The organism is Arthrobacter ramosus, assembly GCF_039535095.1.
Classification (GTDB): domain Bacteria; phylum Actinomycetota; class Actinomycetes; order Actinomycetales; family Micrococcaceae; genus Arthrobacter; species Arthrobacter ramosus.
In genome coordinates, this window is record NZ_BAAAWN010000001.1 from 3,758,113 (window position 1) to 3,776,059 (window position 17,947).

At 61.7% G+C, this 17,947-nt stretch carries 16 protein-coding genes and 1 pseudogene; 8 read left to right on the forward strand and 9 right to left on the reverse strand.

Translation table 11 applies throughout. From position 1 onward, the window contains the following. Nucleotides 1–92 precede the first annotated feature (92 nt). The 5 genes from ABD742_RS17345 to ABD742_RS17365 all read left to right on the forward strand — a co-directional run bounded on the left by ABD742_RS17345 (nucleotide 93) and on the right by ABD742_RS17365 (nucleotide 6,090). Complete coding sequence (locus tag ABD742_RS17345) at nucleotides 93–701, forward strand: ARPP-1 family domain-containing protein (protein WP_234751094.1); 609 nt, start codon at nucleotides 93–95, stop codon at nucleotides 699–701. After that, the gene (locus ABD742_RS17350; protein ID WP_234751093.1) at nucleotides 698–2,080 is read left to right on the forward strand and encodes an ADP-ribosylglycohydrolase family protein; all 1,383 of its coding nucleotides are present in this window, start codon (nucleotides 698–700) and stop codon (nucleotides 2,078–2,080) included. The genes ABD742_RS17345 and ABD742_RS17350 overlap by 4 nt, the downstream gene beginning before the upstream one ends. A gap of 514 nt (nucleotides 2,081–2,594) precedes the next feature. Next, complete coding sequence (locus tag ABD742_RS17355; protein WP_234751092.1) at nucleotides 2,595–3,221, forward strand: DUF4190 domain-containing protein; 627 nt, start codon at nucleotides 2,595–2,597, stop codon at nucleotides 3,219–3,221. A gap of 503 nt (nucleotides 3,222–3,724) precedes the next feature. Next, nucleotides 3,725–4,510, forward strand: coding sequence for a zinc ribbon domain-containing protein (locus ABD742_RS17360; RefSeq protein ID WP_234751091.1), 786 nt, complete (start codon nucleotides 3,725–3,727; stop codon nucleotides 4,508–4,510). 605 nt (nucleotides 4,511–5,115) lie between these two features. Continuing rightward, a complete protein-coding gene (locus ABD742_RS17365; RefSeq protein ID WP_234751090.1) occupies nucleotides 5,116–6,090 on the forward strand; it encodes an aldo/keto reductase in 975 nt (324 codons plus the stop codon). A 1,145-nt stretch (nucleotides 6,091–7,235) separates the two neighbouring features. Here ABD742_RS17365 and ABD742_RS17370 read toward each other — a convergent pair. The 3 genes and pseudogenes from ABD742_RS17370 to ABD742_RS17380 all read right to left on the reverse strand — a co-directional run. Next, nucleotides 7,236–8,057, reverse strand: a pseudogene (locus tag ABD742_RS17370) (ABC transporter substrate-binding protein); the annotation flags it as partial. A gap of 67 nt (nucleotides 8,058–8,124) precedes the next feature. After that, nucleotides 8,125–8,979: an ABC transporter permease gene (locus ABD742_RS17375; protein ID WP_234751088.1), complete on the reverse strand. Its 855-nt coding sequence runs from the start codon at nucleotides 8,977–8,979 to the stop codon at nucleotides 8,125–8,127. A gap of 26 nt (nucleotides 8,980–9,005) precedes the next feature. Further along, nucleotides 9,006–9,863: an ABC transporter ATP-binding protein gene (locus tag ABD742_RS17380; protein WP_234751087.1), complete on the reverse strand. Its 858-nt coding sequence runs from the start codon at nucleotides 9,861–9,863 to the stop codon at nucleotides 9,006–9,008. Between the two features lie 331 nt (nucleotides 9,864–10,194). On the opposite strand from ABD742_RS17380, the gene ABD742_RS17385 reads away from it, so the two are divergent. Further along, nucleotides 10,195–10,863 carry a response regulator gene (locus ABD742_RS17385; protein ID WP_234751086.1) on the forward strand — a complete coding sequence of 223 codons (669 nt, stop codon included), beginning with the start codon at nucleotides 10,195–10,197 and terminating at the stop codon, nucleotides 10,861–10,863. 27 nt (nucleotides 10,864–10,890) lie between these two features. Here ABD742_RS17385 and ABD742_RS17390 read toward each other — a convergent pair whose 3' ends face one another. Beyond that, entirely contained in the window at nucleotides 10,891–11,451 is a 561-nt protein-coding gene (locus ABD742_RS17390) for a YceI family protein (RefSeq protein WP_234751085.1), read from the reverse strand. 137 nt (nucleotides 11,452–11,588) lie between these two features. On the opposite strand from ABD742_RS17390, the gene ABD742_RS17395 reads away from it, so the two are divergent. After that, entirely contained in the window at nucleotides 11,589–12,923 is a 1,335-nt protein-coding gene (locus ABD742_RS17395; protein WP_234751084.1) for a DUF2254 domain-containing protein, read from the forward strand. A gap of 13 nt (nucleotides 12,924–12,936) precedes the next feature. On the opposite strand, the gene ABD742_RS17400 is transcribed toward ABD742_RS17395, so the two are convergent. The 5 genes from ABD742_RS17400 to ABD742_RS17420 all read right to left on the reverse strand — a co-directional run bounded on the left by ABD742_RS17400 (nucleotide 12,937) and on the right by ABD742_RS17420 (nucleotide 16,802). Next, nucleotides 12,937–14,328: an APC family permease gene (locus ABD742_RS17400; protein WP_344788642.1), complete on the reverse strand. Its 1,392-nt coding sequence runs from the start codon at nucleotides 14,326–14,328 to the stop codon at nucleotides 12,937–12,939. 103 nt (nucleotides 14,329–14,431) lie between these two features. Continuing rightward, complete coding sequence (locus ABD742_RS17405) at nucleotides 14,432–14,848, reverse strand: ester cyclase (RefSeq protein ID WP_234751082.1); 417 nt, start codon at nucleotides 14,846–14,848, stop codon at nucleotides 14,432–14,434. A gap of 43 nt (nucleotides 14,849–14,891) precedes the next feature. Beyond that, nucleotides 14,892–15,671 (reverse strand): DUF2182 domain-containing protein, encoded by a 780-nt coding sequence (locus tag ABD742_RS17410; RefSeq protein ID WP_234751081.1) that lies wholly within the window; start codon nucleotides 15,669–15,671, stop codon nucleotides 14,892–14,894. 244 nt (nucleotides 15,672–15,915) lie between these two features. Further along, the gene (locus ABD742_RS17415; RefSeq protein WP_234751080.1) at nucleotides 15,916–16,455 is read right to left on the reverse strand and encodes a hypothetical protein; all 540 of its coding nucleotides are present in this window, start codon (nucleotides 16,453–16,455) and stop codon (nucleotides 15,916–15,918) included. Between the two features lie 14 nt (nucleotides 16,456–16,469). After that, complete coding sequence (locus ABD742_RS17420) at nucleotides 16,470–16,802, reverse strand: hypothetical protein (RefSeq protein WP_234751079.1); 333 nt, start codon at nucleotides 16,800–16,802, stop codon at nucleotides 16,470–16,472. Between the two features lie 701 nt (nucleotides 16,803–17,503). Here ABD742_RS17420 and ABD742_RS17425 point away from each other — a divergent pair. Further along, the gene (locus tag ABD742_RS17425) at nucleotides 17,504–17,767 is read left to right on the forward strand and encodes a hypothetical protein (RefSeq protein WP_234751078.1); all 264 of its coding nucleotides are present in this window, start codon (nucleotides 17,504–17,506) and stop codon (nucleotides 17,765–17,767) included. The last annotated feature ends 180 nt before the right edge of the window (nucleotides 17,768–17,947 follow it).

Genomic DNA, 17,947 nt, shown 5'->3' on the forward strand with positions numbered 1-17,947 from the left:
AGATTCTTTATCGCAGGGTTGCGCAAAAGAAACAAGCGGCGCATACTGATTTCATTTAGCGCAGATTTGCGATAAACCATCAGGAGGTTCCAATGAGGGTTCAACGGCTTCACGTCGGCGTCGGCAGCACGCTCGGCCCGCTGACCATCCTTCCCGTCTGGACGGCAGGCCCCGGCCAGCTCGGCGTCAGCACCGGCACCCATGCCGACATCGCAGTGACAGAACTCGCCAGCGGAGCCCAAGTGGGCAAGCTGACTGTCACCAACAACGGCCCCAGGCCCGCACTACTCCTGGAAGGTGAGCTGCTCGAAGGCGGCCAGCAGCACCGGACCTGCGCCCGCGACGTCGTCCTCGGAGCAGGCACGCACACCCTGTTCCGCCGGCACTACCGCCAGCTCGTCGAATCCGCCCTCTTGGACGTTGAACTGCTGCCCCTGAACCTTCTGGTCGCCGGGGCCATGCCGGGTCAGCGCGCTCGAGACTTCGCAGCGGCGGTGCAGGCCATGAACTTCGGAACGTTCGACGACGGCCTGGCCGCCGTCGAGATCCGGCAGCACGGCTCCCTGCGCAGCCGCAACGTCGGCGGGCGGACCGGAGCGCTGCAAGGCGCTGGTATCGCCGTCGCGCTCCCCGACCGCCAGCCCGAACTGGCACACCTGACCGGATGGAACACTAAGCACCCCCTGATGGAGATCGCATGAAACTGAACCCACTGCAGAATGACCGCGCCGCCGGCGTCCTCGTCGCAATGGCCGCGGGAGACGCGCTCGGCGCAGGCTACGAATTCGGTGCCCCGCTGCCCGACGGCGCCGAGGTCACCATGAAGGGCGGTGGCCCGTTCGGCTTCGCGCCGTCGGAGTGGACCGACGACACGTCCATGGCCATCCCGATCGCGCAGGCACTGCTCGAGTCTTCTTCCACTGCCGGTTCGAGTTCACCGGCCGCCCTGACCATGATCGTGAGGGCTTGGACTGCTTGGGCCTCCGAGGCCAAGGACGTGGGCGCACAGACCAGCTCGGTCATCGCGGCAGCACGCCGGCTGGCTTCAGCGGCGGGCCGGAGCAAGGTCCACGCCGCCGATTTCACTGCCGCGGCCGCGGACTTCCACTCCCGTACCGGCCGCAGCGCGGGCAACGGATCCCTCATGCGAACCGCACCGCTGGCCCTCGCTTACCTGGACCGGGACCCGGCTTCCTTGATGGCTGAGGCGGCAGTGCTCAGTGCCCTGACCCACGCTGATCCGGACGCGCAGGAGGCCTGCGGGCTCTGGTGCGTCGCCATCCGGAAAGCCGTCTTGACCGGCGAGCTCGATTCCCGCGCTGGTCTGCCTCTTCTGCCTCCCGAGCGGGTGGCGCTCTGGCTTAAGCGGATCGAAACGGCTGAGCGTTCGAGGCCGCGGGACTTCGAACACAACGGCTGGGTGGTGGAAGCACTCCAGGGAGTTTGGAGCGCCATCCACTTTGCTGGCCTGTCGGCGTCCGGTCCGGCGCACCTGCGAGCAGCCCTCGAAGAGGTCGTCCGTGGCGGGCGCGACACGGACACCGTGGCCGCAATCGCCGGCGGCCTTTTGGGAGCTGCGCACGGTTACACCGCGGTGCCCTTCGAATGGCGGCGGAACCTGCACGGCTGGCCAGGGTTGCACGCCCGCGACCTCATGACCCTCGGCATGGAGCTCGCCCGCGGCGAGGGCCGCCGCCAGCCGTCCTGGCCGCGCGCCGCGCATCAGGACTACAGCATGTGGGGCCGCACCGATGTGCTGGTCCAGCACCGCACGACGACGGCGTGTGGCTGGGCGGGGTCGGATCCCTTGCGCGGGTTGCCGAGCTCGGAATCGACGCCGTGGTGTCGCTGTGCAGGCTTGGTGTGGAGGACGTGCCGGATGTCCCTGCCTTTGATCACGCAACGTTCTGGGTGGTTGATTCTTCTGACATCGGCGACAACGCCCAGCCGGACTTCGTGCTGGGGGAGGCCGCCGCCGCCGTCGAACTTTTCAGGGCTGAGGGCAAAACGGTGCTGCTGCATTGTGTTCGGGCGGAGTCCCGGACGCCGACGGTGGCTGCTCTTTATGGGGCTCGGGTAGCTGGAGTCGCTGCCGTGGAGGCACTTGAGGATCTGAGGCGGGTGCTGCCGGCCGCGCGACCGAATGCCCGATTCATCGACATCCTCAGAAAGTCCGCTGCGCCAAATAGCATGGGCGAGACGCCATGTGGACGCGAAAATTGAACGCCTCATGCAGCCAGTAGACTCTGACCCTCCCGAACCCCGCCTCGTGAAACATCGGGGCTAACACAGTGAAAATTAGCTGGACGGTTTCAGCGAGATTTATTTGAACGAGACCACTTGGGACACGGTTCCCGCACTGCAAATTTGACGATTCCGATCGATGGGCCTCTGGGCCGTTTTCCAGAAGATTTTCGACCGCACAGAATTCTTGCGGCTTTTTGAGATTTTGTTCGAAGCATTCATATATACTCCAGCTTGAACCACGGAACGCAACTGATGTCCGATCATTTCAAACAGACTCAATAAATCATGTAATCACTGATTTAGCATCCCGCACGGAGCTCACCGAACTAGTGAAAATAGGGGAAAACATGTCCGATATTAAGAGTGGAACTGAGCCGGCGGCATCCCGAGAACAACCTCAGGTTCACCACGTGCTGGTCGTCGGGGAAAAGCGCAAAAACGGACTCGGTGTGGCCTCTCTCGTCGTGGGCATCGTCGCAGCAGTATTTAGCCTTATCCCTCTGGTGGGAATGGTCGCCTTCTTCCTTGGCCCGATCGCCATCATCCTCGGTCTCATCGCAGTCTTCCTTAAGAACCGGAAGAAGGGCATGGCAATCACGGGAGTCATCCTCGGCATCGTCAGCCTCATTGTCGCCGGGATGATGACCGCCGCCCTTGGCGTTGCCGCAAAAGCCGTCGACCAAAGTATCAACGCCGAGCACACGGTGGAATATATCGTCACGACTTCCGGTCCGGCCACCGTCTCCTACTGGACCCCTGGGGGGACGTCGCAGGAAGACGTTACCGCGGACTGGAAGAAGTCCATCACGTCGAAGGAATTCAACATCACAAGCCTCACTGTGAGCGGCAGTTACAGCGACAAGACCTCTGCAGTCAGCTGCGAGATCCTGATCGATGGGAAGAGCGCCGGGAGGAACACTGGCAGCGGCGCGGGTGCCCACGCGCTCTGCTCGGGAGACACCTGGAAGAAGTAAATCCGGTCGAGGCTGGTATGGGGCGCGCTGGCTTGTTCGCCCGGTACCAGCCGTTTCGGGTGCCGGGCGGAACTGTTTGGACAGGCCGCCAATGCTTGCCTGCGGACCAAATCTGCTCCGTCCATCGGAACTGAATTTATTCGGAGACAATATCAAAGCGCGCTGTTTGAAATCCTGTACCGCGCAATAAGCCCTGGAGGAAAGTTTCACTGTTGGAGCCGTAGTCGACTATGTCCGATCCCTGCAAATCGTCCGCATCTCCCCCAACAATTATCCGAGGATGCATAGGCCTGAATGAATCCCGGGAACTAGACATCGGGTGAAAATGCGGCAGCAATATTTCGTCAATAGCCAAGTTTTGCATCACATACTCTCAACTATCACCAACTGAGAGTTAGCTTCTGATCAAGGTGCGTCTCTGGATTTCACGCTATGGAACTCAGTCCAACCGTCCCCGCCGACATCGCCTGCCTGCAACCGATGCTTTTCAAGGAGTAGCTAACGTGAACATTCCCGACGATGACGTCCGATCACAGGCTGAGCGCTTTGCAGAGCAGGGAACTCGAGTAGCAAGCGAAGGGCAGCCCCAGCAACCCACTCATCCTCCGGAATCTGATATACAGGGTGCTGGAGCTAGCGCGCAAACGGGGGACAAACCCCTACCAGTATTGAGAGTCTGCCCTCAATGTAGTGTGCAGAATTCGGCTGCCGGAAATTTTTGCCCGAATTGCGGTGCGGCCTATGAAGCTACCCGGTATCCCATCAAGGTTAGCAAGAAGGTTATCCTCATCTCTGTCGCCGCATTTGTCCTAGCGACCGGCGGCATAGCCCTGGCTGTCAATATCCAGCACACTAATCAGGTGAACATGGAGCAGGAGTCGGCCGCTGAGGCCACAAAGATACGGGAATCTGAAGCGGCGGCGTCCGCTGAGGCCACAAAGACACGGGAATCTGAAGCGGCAAAAGCATCGGCGTCCGCTGCCAAAGCCAAGCAAGCTGCGGACGACTCAACGCGGACACAGCGCAAAGTCATCGTCAAAGCGCTGGAGGACTCCGTGCTTAAAGACGCGCAGGAGCGGGCGACCACAGGGGTCCTCACAGGACCCATCACTCTGGCCTCTTGCACCCCGCTCGGGGGCGGATCAACGGACGATCTCACCTCCATCACAGGTACGTTCGAGTGCATAGCAGTGAACAAGACGAATTCTGACGGATCATCTTCTGGCTACCGTTTCTCGGCGACCGTCAACTGGAATGCTGCCAGCTATTCGTGGCATCTCGGCAGCTGACACTGCGAGTAGTTTGAGAGCGAGTGGGAGATCGAAACTGGTGAGCGATTCCCGCCACCTCACGATCTCGCACGATCACCTCCGTGATCAGGCCAACGACCAGTTCTGCGGCACTTGGCGATGATCCTCTCCGGTCCGAAGACCCGGCTCGAAACCGGCCAACCCCTCACCATACCCAAGTCGCTGATGTACCCATAACGTCGATGGAGGCAGCCACAAGTCCTTCATCGACGACTTTTGCGCGTACTTTTTGGGGAATTTAGGCGAGATCGGGCGTGCGCACTGCGGCCAGGGGTCGGCACAGAGGCGCATTCCTGCGGACCGGGAATGCGCTAATTTGGGCGGCCGCCCGGCTGATCGGAGCATTTATTACGACTGTGAGCTTGGAGTCGCCCATTGTAGATCGCGACGAAGAGAACGGGCTCGACTCTAGACAAAGAGCTCATCATCCTGGCCTACCCGCCGCACTCCACACGCGGGACCTCCGCCCACCATCCCCCGTTGTCCCTCCTCCACCAACGTGCCTATAGTGGCATTCATCGCACCCCTCTCTGAGCACCGTCCTGCCGTCCAGCACGTTCTGCCACCTACAAGGAGAGAACCCCATGGAAAACCGCACGCTTGGTTCATTGACCGTTTCCGCCCTCGGCCTCGGCTGCATGGGCATGAGTGAGTTCTACGGCGAAGGGGACGACCGCGAATCCCTCGCGACCATCAACGCATTCCTCGACGCCGGCGGCAGCCTCCTGGACACCGCCGATATGTATGGGCCTTTCACCAACGAGAAGCTCGTGGGCAAGGCCATAGCCGGCCGCCGTGACGACGTCGTTCTGGCCACGAAGTTCGGGAACGAACGGCGCGACGACGGCTCGTTCGTGGGTGTCAACGGCAAGCCCGAATACGTCCGCTTCGCCTGCGATGCGAGCCTGCAGCGCCTCGGCGTGGACTATATAGACCTGTACTACCAGCACCGGGTGGACAAGACAGTCCCCATCGAAGAAACGGTGGGCGCCATGGCCGAACTGGTCCAGGCCGGGAAGGTCAGGCACCTTGGACTGTCCGAGGCCGCGCCCGACACCATTCGCCGCGCCCACGCGGTACATCCCATCACCGCATTGCAGACCGAGTACTCCCTCTGGGAACGGGAGCCCGAAACAAAGGTCTTTCCCGTCCTGGCAGAGCTGGGCATCGGATTCGTTCCCTACAGTCCCCTCGGCCGCGGCTTCCTGACCGGGCAGATCCGCAGCGAGGCCGACTTCGCCGAGAACGACTTCCGCCGCCACTCACCTCGCTTCCAAGGCGAGAACTTCAAGCGCAACCTGGAGCTGGTGGACCGGGTGAAGGAACTCGCAGACCAGAAGCAATGCACACCTGGGCAGCTGGCTCTCGCGTGGCTGCTGGCACAGGGAGAGCACATCGTACCGATCCCGGGCACAAAGAAGCGCGAACGCCTGGCAGAGAACCTGGGGGCCACCGCCGTCGAACTCTCCGAAGAAGACCTGAAGCGCCTGGACGAACTGGCCCCGGCAGGGTCTACCGCCGGAGCGCGCTACCCCAACATGGCCAGCATCGACACCTAGGTCCAACAGTCCCCGCGAAGGGTTGACCCTCCAAAGCGTCGTGGCCTAGTTTAAACAGACCGTTCGTCCGGTTTTTGAATGCCCACCTTCCCGATGGAGATGAAGATGCGCCTCGTAAGGAAATTGATTCTGTTTCTAGCCGTGGTCCCATGACAAGCCATGAAAGCAGAGCCGGGGACAGGACCACCTTCGGGCCTCTTCAACTACAGAGCATCTGGCATGGGCATGAGCTAAGAAACTTCGACCTCATGGTCATCATGCAAGTTTCCGGGTGCGAGCACATTGCGGAGCGAGTGATCAGCGGCGAGTCAGTGTCCGCAGAAGAAAAGTCGGTCTTGGTGATAGCGAATGAAATAGCGGAACAAAAAGGCTACCTTCCCCTGTTTGACGTGACGGATGACGACCCACTTATTTCGGAGAATGCAGGATCGGAGCTAGAAAAGTTCTTCAGGTCCGAAGAATGGCAAAAGAGGGATCGAAGCAGTACTCGGCAGCTCTAACTCCACGGCTCCACAAGTACCGGAATCAAAAACAATCGGCCTGCGTGGAAGCATCGAGGGCTCTTAGGGAGGTCTGCAAGATGACTGCTCGTGCTGTTGTATTTGCCGCAGTAGCAACGGGCTTACTTGTGTTCGTCGTTCCATACGTTGTCTCGGTCCTGTTCGGTGTTGCACCCAACGGGACTGAGACGTTGATCGTCGTCATTCTGCTCTGGATCACTGTCTGGACGGTCAACAGAACACGATTCAAGCGCGGTACCCAACCGAGATGATGATCGCCTGTCACCAGAAACAAACAATCGGCCTGCGTGGATTACCACGCAGGCCGATTGTCAGGGGGCTAGCTAGACAAGGATGAGATTAGCCGTCGTTGCCGGCGGGGGTGCTAGTGGCGGTGTAGCCCTCGAGCTTGAGAGCGGCCTGGGCGTACTTCTGGGTGAACGTGTCGGCGATGTTGACCTTGGAGGTGTCAACGCCGATGGTCTTCTCCTCGTCGAAGATCGTCTTGGGGCCACCTGCAGGCATGATGCCGTCCGGGAGGAACTGACCCTTGTCCTGGTTCAGCGCGGCGACGTACTGATCCTTGGAGATGGTGCTGTTCTGGACGAAGGTCTGGGGCAGCTTATCGGCGATGTCCTGCGCGGAGTGGGTGCTGATCCAGTGCATCGTGTCCACAAGGGCGTTGACGACCTTCTGGGCTGCGTCCTCGTGGGTCTTGACCCAGTCGGCTTGGGCAAGAAGACCGGCCGACGGCAGGGTGCCGCCAAGCGCTGCCTTGGCTCCGTCGGAGGTGGCGAGGTCGATCGCAGAAACCGCGAGGTTCTTGTTCTCGAGGGCGCCAACGGTCGGCTGGGTGGTCATGACGCAGTCAGCGGACCCGCGCTGGATCGCCGCGATTGCGGTTGCTCCGGCGCCGACGGCGATCGTGTGGTAATCGCTCTTCGCGAGGCCAGCCTTCGCAGCGATGAACTGGGTGAGCTCATCGGTTCCCGAGCCGAGGTCGGTGACGCCGACGGTCTTGCCCTTGAGGTCTGCGCCCGTCTTCACGTTCGCCTTGGGGCTGCACATGATACGTTCGCCCGGGGCGCTCGAGAGCTGCACGAGGTTGATGACGTTCTTGCCCTTGGACTGGAAGTCAACGGTGTGGACGTACCACGCACCGGCCATGTCCACCTGCCCGGATGCCATCGCGTCTTCGGCGCCAACGCCACCCTGGGACTCGGTGGAAAGTTCCACCTTGACGCCGTACTTCTGGTAGAAGCCAAGCTGCTCTGCGAGCTGGTACGGCAGGTAGATCTGCTTGTCGATGCCGCCGACCATCATCTTCACGGTGGGCATCGAGGCGGTGTCCGCGGAAGCACCGCCGCTTGCCGTGCCGTTGCTGCTTGCGGTGCTGGTGCCGCAGGCAGCAAGGCTCAGTGCGATCACTCCGGCAGCGCCGACGGCGTAGATCTTGTTCTTCATCATGGTTGTGCTTTTCCTTCTACTTTGAGGATTAGAGCGTTGGGTAAGTGGAAATGGGAGACGGCGAGCGTCAGATCGCCTGGGCTTCGGAACGGTTTGGTGGCCGCCACTTGAGCAGCGTGTGCTCTAGCAAGGCGATGAGGTATTCCGCGCCAAGCGTGATGACTGCGATGATCACCATGCAGGCGAAGACCGTGTTGGGATCGAAGGTCCCCTGTGCCTGGCTGATGATGAGGCCGATTCCCTGCTGGGCGCCGAGCACTTCAGCAACAAGCGCACCGATGATCGCGAAACCGAACGCCGTGTGGAGGCTTGCGATGATCCAGGTCATTGCCGAGGGAATTGTCACGTGGATCGCTACCTGAAGCGGCGATGCTCCCAGGACGCGTACGTTTCCAACCAGGTTCTGATCCACTTCACGGACGCCCTGGAAGGCGTTGAAGAAGACTACGAAGAAGACCAGGACCGCTGCGAGCAGCACCTTCGGGAAGACGCCGAGGCCGAACGCCACGATGAAGATGGACCCGAGGACGATTCTGGGGATGGAGTTCACGATCCGGATGTACGGGCCGACCACTTCCGACAGGTACTTGTTCGAGCCAAGAAGGATTCCGAGCACGACGCCGACGAGCGTTCCGAGCATGAAGCCGTAGATCGCTTCCTGCATCGTGACCCAGAGGTTCTCCCAGATGGTGCCGAATGCCGTGCCCTTGGTGAAGAGATCGACCAGGCTGTTCCAGATTTCGGTCGGCTGGCCGAAGAAGAACTTGTCGACCCAGCCCTCCGTCGTGAACCACTGCCAGCCACCGATCACGATGACCGCGAGGATGGCACGGCCGGCCCAAACCCACGTGGTGCGGCGGTTCATGGCACGCCGGGCGGAAACCTTAAGCTCACTCGCTTGCGCTTTCTCTTGCTCTTGCACGGGAGCACCTCTACTGATTGTGGTTGTCATGCTGCTGCACCCGCTGATTGCTTGTAGGCGCGGGTGACTTCGTCCTTGAGGGACTCCCAGATCTGGCCCTGCAGCTCCAGGAATCGCTCCTCGTGCCGGATCTTCTGGACATCTCCACGCGGCCTGGGCAGATCGATGTCGAAGACATCCTTGATCGTGCCCGGGCTGCTGGTCATGATGACCACCTTGTCGGCGAGCGCCACTGCCTCGTCGAGGTCGTGCGTGATGAACAGGACAGAGGGGCGCAGTTCCTCCCAGAGCTGCAGCAACTCGTTCTGCATGATGGCCTTGGTCTGCACGTCGAGGGCGCCGAACGGCTCATCCATCAAGAGGATCCGCGGGTTGTTGATCAGCGCCGCCGCCATGGCGACGCGCTTGCGCATGCCGCCGGACAACTGGTGCGGATAGCGGTCCTCGAAGCCTGCCAGGCCCACGCGGCGCAGCCAGTCCCTTGCGAGCAAGGTCGCTTCCTTCTTGGGCGTCCCGAGCAGGACCGGGCCGATCAAGACGTTTCCGAGAACGGTCTTCCACGGGAAGAGCGCGTCCGCTTGGAACATGTAGCTGACGCCGTTGGTGATGCCGTCAACGAGCTGGTCGTGGACCCTCACCGAGCCGGCACTTGGCCGCTCCAGGCCGGAAACCTGGGCCAGGGTGGTGGACTTGCCGCAGCCCGTCGGTCCGACGATTGCGCAGAACTGGCCGGGTTCGACCCTGAGCGTCACATCGCGGATGGCAGTGAATGTCTCGTTCTTGGGAGTGAGGTAACGCTTGGTCAACCCGACGATGTCGATGCCCGCGGCGTCCTCAGCCCTCTCGGGGGCCCCGGGCGGCCGGTTGGGGTGGTTAGCATTCATAACGCTAAGACCTCTCTGTCTTTCCGTTCTTGTGACCGCCGATTACGAGACACCGCGTTGGGGTGTGTCAGGGAATCGAGACGGTCGGATGAGTTCGTTTATCCAGCGGCAGCTTGCGCTGTCACCCGGATCCCTTCCTTGGGAGTCCGACGAATTCGTGATGTGGATCACTGAAACTATGTAAAGCTTAGGAAGGGATCATCCGGGCCAGAAGTCTTCAGTAAGTTGTGCGCCTTAGCCGCAAAAGTGCACGTTTTGTGCGTTTTCTGCCGTCGTTTCAACAACTGGGCAAATGCCCGCAGCGTCGCGGACAAGGACAGGAGAGCAGACGTTGATTAAGACATTGGTGGTTGACGACGATTTCCGGGTCGCCGGAATCCACGCTGCCCGCGTGGCGAGGGTTGACGGTTTCGAATGCGTCGGTCAGGTCTACAGCGCCGCAGCCGCTCGGGAGGCGATCGAGCGCCTCAACCCGGACTTGCTCTTGCTGGATGTACATCTTCCGGACGAAGACGGGATCTCGATGCTGCGGTCCCTGCATGCGGCAGGAACCCAGGTTGATTGCATCATCATCACCGCGGCCCAGGACCTGGAAACGGTCAAGTCAGCGATGACGAGCGGCGCGGTCTACTACCTCGTCAAGCCTTTCAGCTTTGACCGGCTCCGCACGCAGTTGGAGGCGTACCGGATCTGGCGGCAGGAGCTGGATTCCGCTTCAACTGCCGACCAGGCAACCATTGACAACCTCTACAACGCGCGCTCGGCCGGGGTCAGGACCGCCGCCCCGGCACCGCGTCTGCAGCCCACTATGCAGAAAGCGCTCGACGCCGTCCGCGCCGCCGGGGGTCCCATCAGCGCTGCTGAGATCGCCGGACAGCTCGGTGTCAGCCGCCCGACGGCCCAACGCTACCTCAGCGTTCTGGAGCGCAAGGGTCTTCTCGTACTGGATCTTACGTATGGCAGCACCGGCCGCCCGCTCAACTCCTACACCGTGAGTTGAGTCGGGAGCGGCCGGGCTTCGTCTTAACTACTCGGCCGCGGGCTCGCCCTGCTTCACCAAGGCAGCCTCGAGGTTGATCTTCACCTTGTCGCTCACCAGGAAACCGCCCGTCTCCAAAGCTGCGTTCCACGTCAGTCCGAAGTCCTTTCGGCTGATCTCGGTTTCGGCGGAGAACCCGGCGCGGGTCGCGCCGAAAGGATCAACAGCGACGCCGGTGAACTCAACTTCCAGCTCCACCGGCTTGGTGATCCCCCGGATGGTCAGGTCGCCCGTGAGAGTGTAGTCCTCGCCGTCGCCCTCTACGCTCGTGGCGCGGAAGGTCATCTCCGGGAACTTCTCGACGTCGAAAAAGTCGGCGCCGCGGACGTGGCCGTCACGGTTGGCATCGCCGGAGTCGAAGCTCGCGGTCTTGACGGTTGCATGGAGGGAAGCGTCGGCCAGGGACTCGCGCACGCGGGCCTCGGCACTCGCCTCGGTGAAACGGCCGCGGATCTTGCTGATTCCGGCGTGCCGGACGCTGAAGCCGATCTCGCTGTGGGACATGTCCAGCAACCAGGTGCCTGGAGTCAAACCTGTGGGAAGAGTCATTGTGGATCTCCTGTTTCGAAAGAACTTCGCTTGGATCGATCCCTTCCACCCTTGTTGAGCCGGAACATGAAGTCAAGGACTCCAGCCGGGACCACAGGGACTTGACTGGCGAGCACCGTCAGTCGAGAGTGACACTTGTGAGGCGTGATGCCGTTCGGGAGTATCTGGCGAGTGCCCTGTGGGCGATGCCGACGTGCGCCGTCGTCCTCGCAATCATCGCGGGTGCGGGGCTCTCCGCAGTGCAGCTCGACGCCGCGTCTCCCCTCGCCGTCCTCCTCTTCCAAGGGACATCCGACGACGCGCGGAACCTGCTCATCGGGATCGCCAGCACGATGGTCACGGTCATCGCCGTCGTCCTCGGACTCACCGTCGTGGCACTGCAGCTCGCGTCGACGCAGTTCAGCCCGCGGCTGCTCCGGAACTTCCTCCGCGACATCCCCAACCAGGTAACGCTCAGCGCCTTCGTGGCCACGTTCGCATACAGCACGGCGGGCCTCTACACCGTCGGCATCGCCGCCGGACAGCGCACCCAGGAATACCCTCGCCTCGCTGTGAGCGGCGCACTCCTGCTGCTCTTCGTGAGCATGGTCATGCTCGTCTTCTTCGCCCACCATCTGTCCCATTCGATCCAGGTGGACCAAGTCATGAAGGGCGTCGAGAAGGCCACGCTCAAGGTGATCGAGCGGTCCTTCGTCCCGGGTAATCCCGGAATTCGCATGCCAAACCCGCCTCCCGGCGCCACCGCTTTGCTGGTTCCGCAGTCGGGATATATTCAAGCCTTCCATGTCGAGGCGTTCGTCGCGGTGCTCGCGAGCCGGGGCCTCACTGCCCGGATGGTGCCCATGATCGGCCGACACGTCGTCGCGGGGTCCCCGCTCGCCTGGGTGTGGGACACCAGCGGCGCGGCCGCACGTCCTCTTGTGCCCGACGGCGGCACTGAACTACGCCGGGCGCTCGCACAGAGCGTGCGGATCGGTTACGAGCGGACCCTTGAGCAGGACGTCGCCTTCGGGATCCGGCAACTCGCCGACGTCGCGTCAAAGGCTCTCTCGCCTGCCATCAACGACCCCTACACCGCGAACCAGGCGGTGGACCATCTCAGCTCGATCCTCGCGGCCCTCTCACTCCGGCAGCACGGACCGCAGGCCGTCGCGGACGCGCAGGGCACGATAAGACTGCACGTACCGGCCCGCGATTTCGCCTATCTCATGGATCTGGCCCTCGGACAGGTGCGGCGGTACGGCGCGAACGAACCTCGCGTCGTCAGGGCCTTGCTGCGCGCGTGCCGTAATCTCGTGTGGTTCGGCGACGCGGCCCACCACGCCGTCGTGCGGCAGTACGTCGAGATCCTCATGAGCGACGTGGCCCGGCTCGTGGCCCAGCCGGCCGATCGCGAACCCCTTCTCGCGGAGGCGGCGGCGGTACTCAAGGCGTTCGACGTCGTGGACGGCACGAGCGAGGCCGCCACCTAGCGCGGTGCGCGCGTCATACGATTTCTGCTTCCGCGGCTGCATTGCGGATGCCGCGGGGGCGTCCTGCTTTGGTCCAAGCCCGGTAGAGGAGGCCTGCGATGGCGAGGGCGGCGGCGAGGCTGACGATGGGGAACCCGCGGGAGAGGTTGGCAACGAGAGTGAAGGCCACAACGAGGGCTCCGGCGGTGTTGAGGACGAGGAACCCCGGTTGGCGTTCCTTGCGGGCCAAGAGTGCCATGGAGACCAGACCGCCGAGGAAACTGAGGAAGACCGCGACGGCGTAAAACAGGACAAGCTCCTGGTCGTTGCCGCCGGCGATGGCGGTCACGCCTCCGGCCAGGACGATGAACACGGCAACGCCCCAATAGGGGGTGTGGTGGCGGTTGGTCCGGTCAAGGGCGGGAGGAAGGATGCCGACGGTCTCACCGTTGCGGTTGATGTGGCGTGCCAGGGCCTTGAGCAGGCCCGGCCCAGCCTGGAAGCCCGAGGAAGCCGCCGAGAGCAGCAGCAGGGCAGTCACAAGCTGGAACGCGGCGAACACGGGCGCCGGGGCAGCGAGACGGGCGAGCTCGGCGATCTGCGTGCTGTCTTCCGGAGGGATGCCGACGTGCAGCTGTGCGGCCTCCAGGGCGAGGCCCAGCGTGATGGTGCCGACGATGGCGAGAGTCAGCCAGAGGGTGAGCTGCCCGAAACGGCGCTTCCCGTCATTGTCGAGCTGACCGAGCTGGGCAACCGCCGAGGTCGCCGCTTCCACGCCGGTGGCCATGGCCACGGCGACGGGGAAAGCAAGCACCACGGCAAGGACCGGTGGATGCAGTGGAGCGCCCGTGATCGTGCCGAGCGGTTTAGGTGCCGCGCCCAGACCGTAGAGAAGGACGACGATGGAAACAACGATGAAGGCCACGGTCATCGCCGCGAAGACCAGCCGGCCCAGGTGTCCGAACCAGGTCGCGGCACCGACAAGGACCACCAAGCCCAGCCCGAGCAGCAAACGCCAGGGAGCAAGAGCGGGGAAATAAGCGATCACCGCCGAGGACCCCGCCGAGACACTGATCGCGATCGTGAGCACGAAATCCACCACCAGAGCGCCGATCGGGATGAAAGACCAGCCGTCTCCGAAGGCTTCACCCACCGCGGCGGGCGCCCCGCCGCCCCTCGGGTAGCGCGCTACGAGTTGGCGGTAGTTCACGATGACCAGCGCGACGATGGCCACCACCAAGACCATCGTCGGGACCAGCAAAGCCAAATCCCCGTTCAGGGCGCGCAGAGCCGCTTCAATCGCGTACGCGACGGAGGAGACAGGGTCGGCCATGACCGCGAAGGCAAACGCCAGCAACAGAGCGGTGCGGGAGCGCAAGCCTCTTCCCAGTCCACCTCCAGTGGACGCTCCGCTCGGAATTTTCACGGGGATCTCCGGTTCTAGGACAGACTTATCGACCTGCCGACCAGACTTCCCGGCTCACCTGCGAATGCCTCCCGCCCGCAGCTAGGAGCGCGGGCGGGAGACGCTATTGCGGAATCGCACCGATCTGCTGCATGAGGCTCATTGTGTCAGTGGATCCCCAGTGCTCAGCCACCTTGCCGTCCTCGACGCGGATGATGTCAGTCCCTCCGAATTCGACGCTGTTGCCCGACGCCGGAACGCCCGCCATGTCCCCGCGGTGCGTCCCAGTCAGAATCACGTGGCACGCCTCCAAGTTTCCGTCAGTCAGCCACGGCTCCATCGTCTTGACCTTGATGTCCGGGAACGCCGCCCGGATGGCGGTGACGAAGAACCGAACGCCTTCCTTCCCAGGCGGTTGCCCGGGGAGAGCCTCTTCGTGATCGACCAGGTCGTCCGTCGCCAGTTCGTCAATGAGATCGAGATTTCCACCCTCGATGATTTCTTTGTAAAAACGCCCGATCAGTCCAGTGCCATCAGTCATTTCCGACTCCTTTATGAGTGAGACCGTTCCATTTCCCCCGCACCTACATCCCGACTCCAGGCGTCATCCCGGGCGCAAAGGCGATGGCCACTGCGATCAGGGCCAGTGCGACTGCCACCGATCGCTTAGCGAGCCGTCTCCACGGGAGCATCTTCTCCAGGGCGATGAACGCCCCCACCACAGCCATCCAGCCGACACTCATCACGCCGAGCGCGAAGAGTGCCACCATCAGCGCCCAGCAGCAGGCAACGCACCATGCGCCGTGCTCGAGTCCAAGGCGCAGCGCGCCAAAACGTCCGTAGCGGATGCGCCGCAGGATGAAGTCCATGGGCGTCCGGCATTTCATGAGGGAGACGTTCTTGGCCGGCGTGAGCTGGTATACGGCCGCCACAAAAATCACTCCAGCTGCTAAGTAACGACCGCCCGGATCGGAGGAAAACACACCGGGGATGAGGGACGCGACTGTTGCGTAGAGCGCATAGGCAGCGAGGCCGAAGATCGTCCACGAGATCAGGTAGCCGGCAACGAACACTGCCGTCGAACCCGGCGGGGCATAACGTCCTGTCTCCCGACGGTGGTGGGTGATCCTGGCGTAAGCAACCACCATGGGCGCCACGGACGGAAACATCATCGCCGCCAGCATCACTACCCAAGTAGTGAGGAAGAAGCCGAGCGGTCCCGGATCCGTCCAACGCCCCATATCCATCCCGGACGTTTGCACCGCAGAAACGATCCAGCTCACGGCCGCGAGGACGAGCAGAACCGCAACCAAGCCGGCCTCGCGTGGATCCATCCTGAACGCTGTGGCACGCATGGCTTTCATGACATTTCCCAAGACATTGAGGACTCTCCTCGCTAGCACAATCGACTAGCGGAGCTCCCCCCAAAGGCAGCGCCGAAATCACTTGGAACGAGACCACGAACCTCGATACGGCCGACGATATTCCGGCCTCATGAGGGTGTCAACAAGCTCTGCCAAACTAAAAGGCGAGCCTCCCAAAAAGCACTTCGGGGCATCCAGCTGCTCAATAAAGCCGCGGGTCAGGGCTGGCATACGTCCGCGCTCGTCACTTCCCCGTGGCCGGGACCACGCCCCCCGTTTCGAGGCGGACCGGGCAGCCGAGCCTCGCTTCGTAGGCCGCAGCCAGGGCACTGTTGTCTGCTCCCTCTGAAACCGTGACCACGACATGGGATCCGTCATTGGACATCCCGACTACCCGGACTCTTGCATCTTCCTTCAAAAGGGTTCTCGCCCGGGCCATGACAGTTCCCGGAACGCACGCTGCTGAACGGATCGAGATGTCAACGCCGGGGAGTTGGTCGCGCAAGCGTGCGATGCGGTCATTCTCCGGGCCGTGCCACATGATGACGAGCTTCCCCTGTTCAAGGGCGACTGACCCGAAGTTGGGGTCGCCGCTCAACTCTTTGGTGATAAGGCTTGCCGCTGACGACAGCGCCCCGTCTTGCGGTGCCGCTTCGGTAATCTGGACCGGATCGGTAACTCTTACCGGGCCGGCATAATGTTGGACGCCTCCGTCGCAGGCAGTCAACGCCGCTCCGGAGAGCAGCATCGCAGAGGCTACGCCGAAAGTGCTTCTCCAACGCATAACAACCCCCAAAGCTACAGCGCCCTCACGAACGATCGAACAAGGAGATCGTCGGAACTGTAGTTCCCTGCCCACGATGCGAAACTTTCGTTGACCGCCAGCATGTACAGGCTGACGCGGAAGGTACCTTCGTAAGTGCCGTTGAGTCCGGACGAAATATGAGGATAGAAGTCCTTGTGCTCTTCAAAGCTGGCAAAGATTTCTTCCAGAAGCGCCTGGGGGTCGGGACTAAGGAACCACTCTGACGGAGCATCAGGATTCGCCTCTGGGTATCTTGGGTCCGCTTCCTCCCACGAGTCAAGCCATTGAGCCGGGGCATCGAGCACAGCGTCAACTTCGATGCTCATCCCCCATAAAGTGCCACGAATTGTGTGCCAGGAACCCTCTAGGTCGCCAAGCCGCGGCGCACCAGTTTCAGGGCCTGTGACCCTGATTCGGCTTGTCGTTGTATCCATTTGAGCTTGCTCGTGCAAACCGATCCGCGGTTCATCAGGGTGCATTCTCGGCCGTATATAAGCATGTCCGTCGGCTCCCGTGAACAGGCGACCTCGCACTTCGACCAAGCTTCCGTCTTGGACAGGAAGTAGAAGCTGACCGCCGTTTGTGGCTCTATTTCTCATAGCACGGAGCGACCTCTACTTCGGAGGATGTACGGAATCAGGAAGGTAAACCCAGGGCGACCAGCGATCGGCATTGAAGGTGCCAGCACGATAACGGATCCGCGAAAGGTAAGCCGAAACTTGTTCGTCAACAATATTTGCAATCAATATAAAGATCAATAGCTGGCGAAAGATTCTAATGTTAAGGTCGAAACCAGAATTGATTGATGCATTCGTGCAGGCTTCGATACTACTCAATTCCGACTTTGGCACCACTCAATTTGAGGTCTTTGCATACTCAATTTCGAGTATTCACCACTCACTCACCGTGGCGGCGTCCAATTATCCGTCAATTGTTTGGGAGTTCCGAGCGTGCTCATAAAGGGACTGGCGCGTGGTGGTTCCGGTCTTGCCAAGGGCCCTGGAGATGTGGCGGTCAGGCCCTGGGGGTGATTTGCTTCGTATTGGTCCAGGAGAATCTTCAGCAGTTGGTGGTCGCGGTCACGGACGGCACCGCCTCCGGATTTCATGAGCACGGCGGTGGTCAAATCCACGTCCGGCGGCGACCCGAGCGTGTGAGCCAGGAGTTTGTTGATCTGATCGTAGTGAAGGGACTGAGTCGTATCGTTGCCTCCGGCCATCGGGCAGGCGTGAACGCGGAAGCCCCTGAGTACAGTGATGCACCGTTCATCGTCACCACCAGCGGCCGCTGAGTCCGCGTCTGGACAATGTCAACGACCGCGGCTGATTCGAACACTTCCGAACTCCTAACGCAGACACCCAGGCTTTGAAGCGTGAGCCTAGCGGCCATCCAAATCTGAGGAGAGCGCCCCGAAGCGCTAGCCTGACAACACATCCGACGCTACGGCCAAGAATGATCATTGAGTGGGAAT

Bases quoted from the DNA above. Each gene is read 5' to 3' on its own strand.
- ABD742_RS17420 (WP_234751079.1), bottom strand. From the start codon at position 16,802: ATGAGCATCGAAGTTGACGCTGTGCTCGATGCCCCGGCTCAATGGCTT.
- ABD742_RS17355 (WP_234751092.1), top strand. From the start codon at position 2,595: ATGTCCGATATTAAGAGTGGAACTGAGCCGGCGGCATCCCGAGAACAA.
- ABD742_RS17350 (WP_234751093.1), top strand. From the start codon at position 698: ATGAAACTGAACCCACTGCAGAATGACCGCGCCGCCGGCGTCCTCGTC.
- ABD742_RS17380 (WP_234751087.1), bottom strand. From the start codon at position 9,863: ATGAATGCTAACCACCCCAACCGGCCGCCCGGGGCCCCCGAGAGGGCT.
- ABD742_RS17390 (WP_234751085.1), bottom strand. From the start codon at position 11,451: ATGACTCTTCCCACAGGTTTGACTCCAGGCACCTGGTTGCTGGACATG.
- ABD742_RS17410 (WP_234751081.1), bottom strand. From the start codon at position 15,671: ATGAAAGCCATGCGTGCCACAGCGTTCAGGATGGATCCACGCGAGGCC.
- ABD742_RS17405 (WP_234751082.1), bottom strand. From the start codon at position 14,848: ATGACTGATGGCACTGGACTGATCGGGCGTTTTTACAAAGAAATCATC.
- ABD742_RS17365 (WP_234751090.1), top strand. From the start codon at position 5,116: ATGGAAAACCGCACGCTTGGTTCATTGACCGTTTCCGCCCTCGGCCTC.
- ABD742_RS17345 (WP_234751094.1), top strand. From the start codon at position 93: ATGAGGGTTCAACGGCTTCACGTCGGCGTCGGCAGCACGCTCGGCCCG.
- ABD742_RS17415 (WP_234751080.1), bottom strand. From the start codon at position 16,455: ATGCGTTGGAGAAGCACTTTCGGCGTAGCCTCTGCGATGCTGCTCTCC.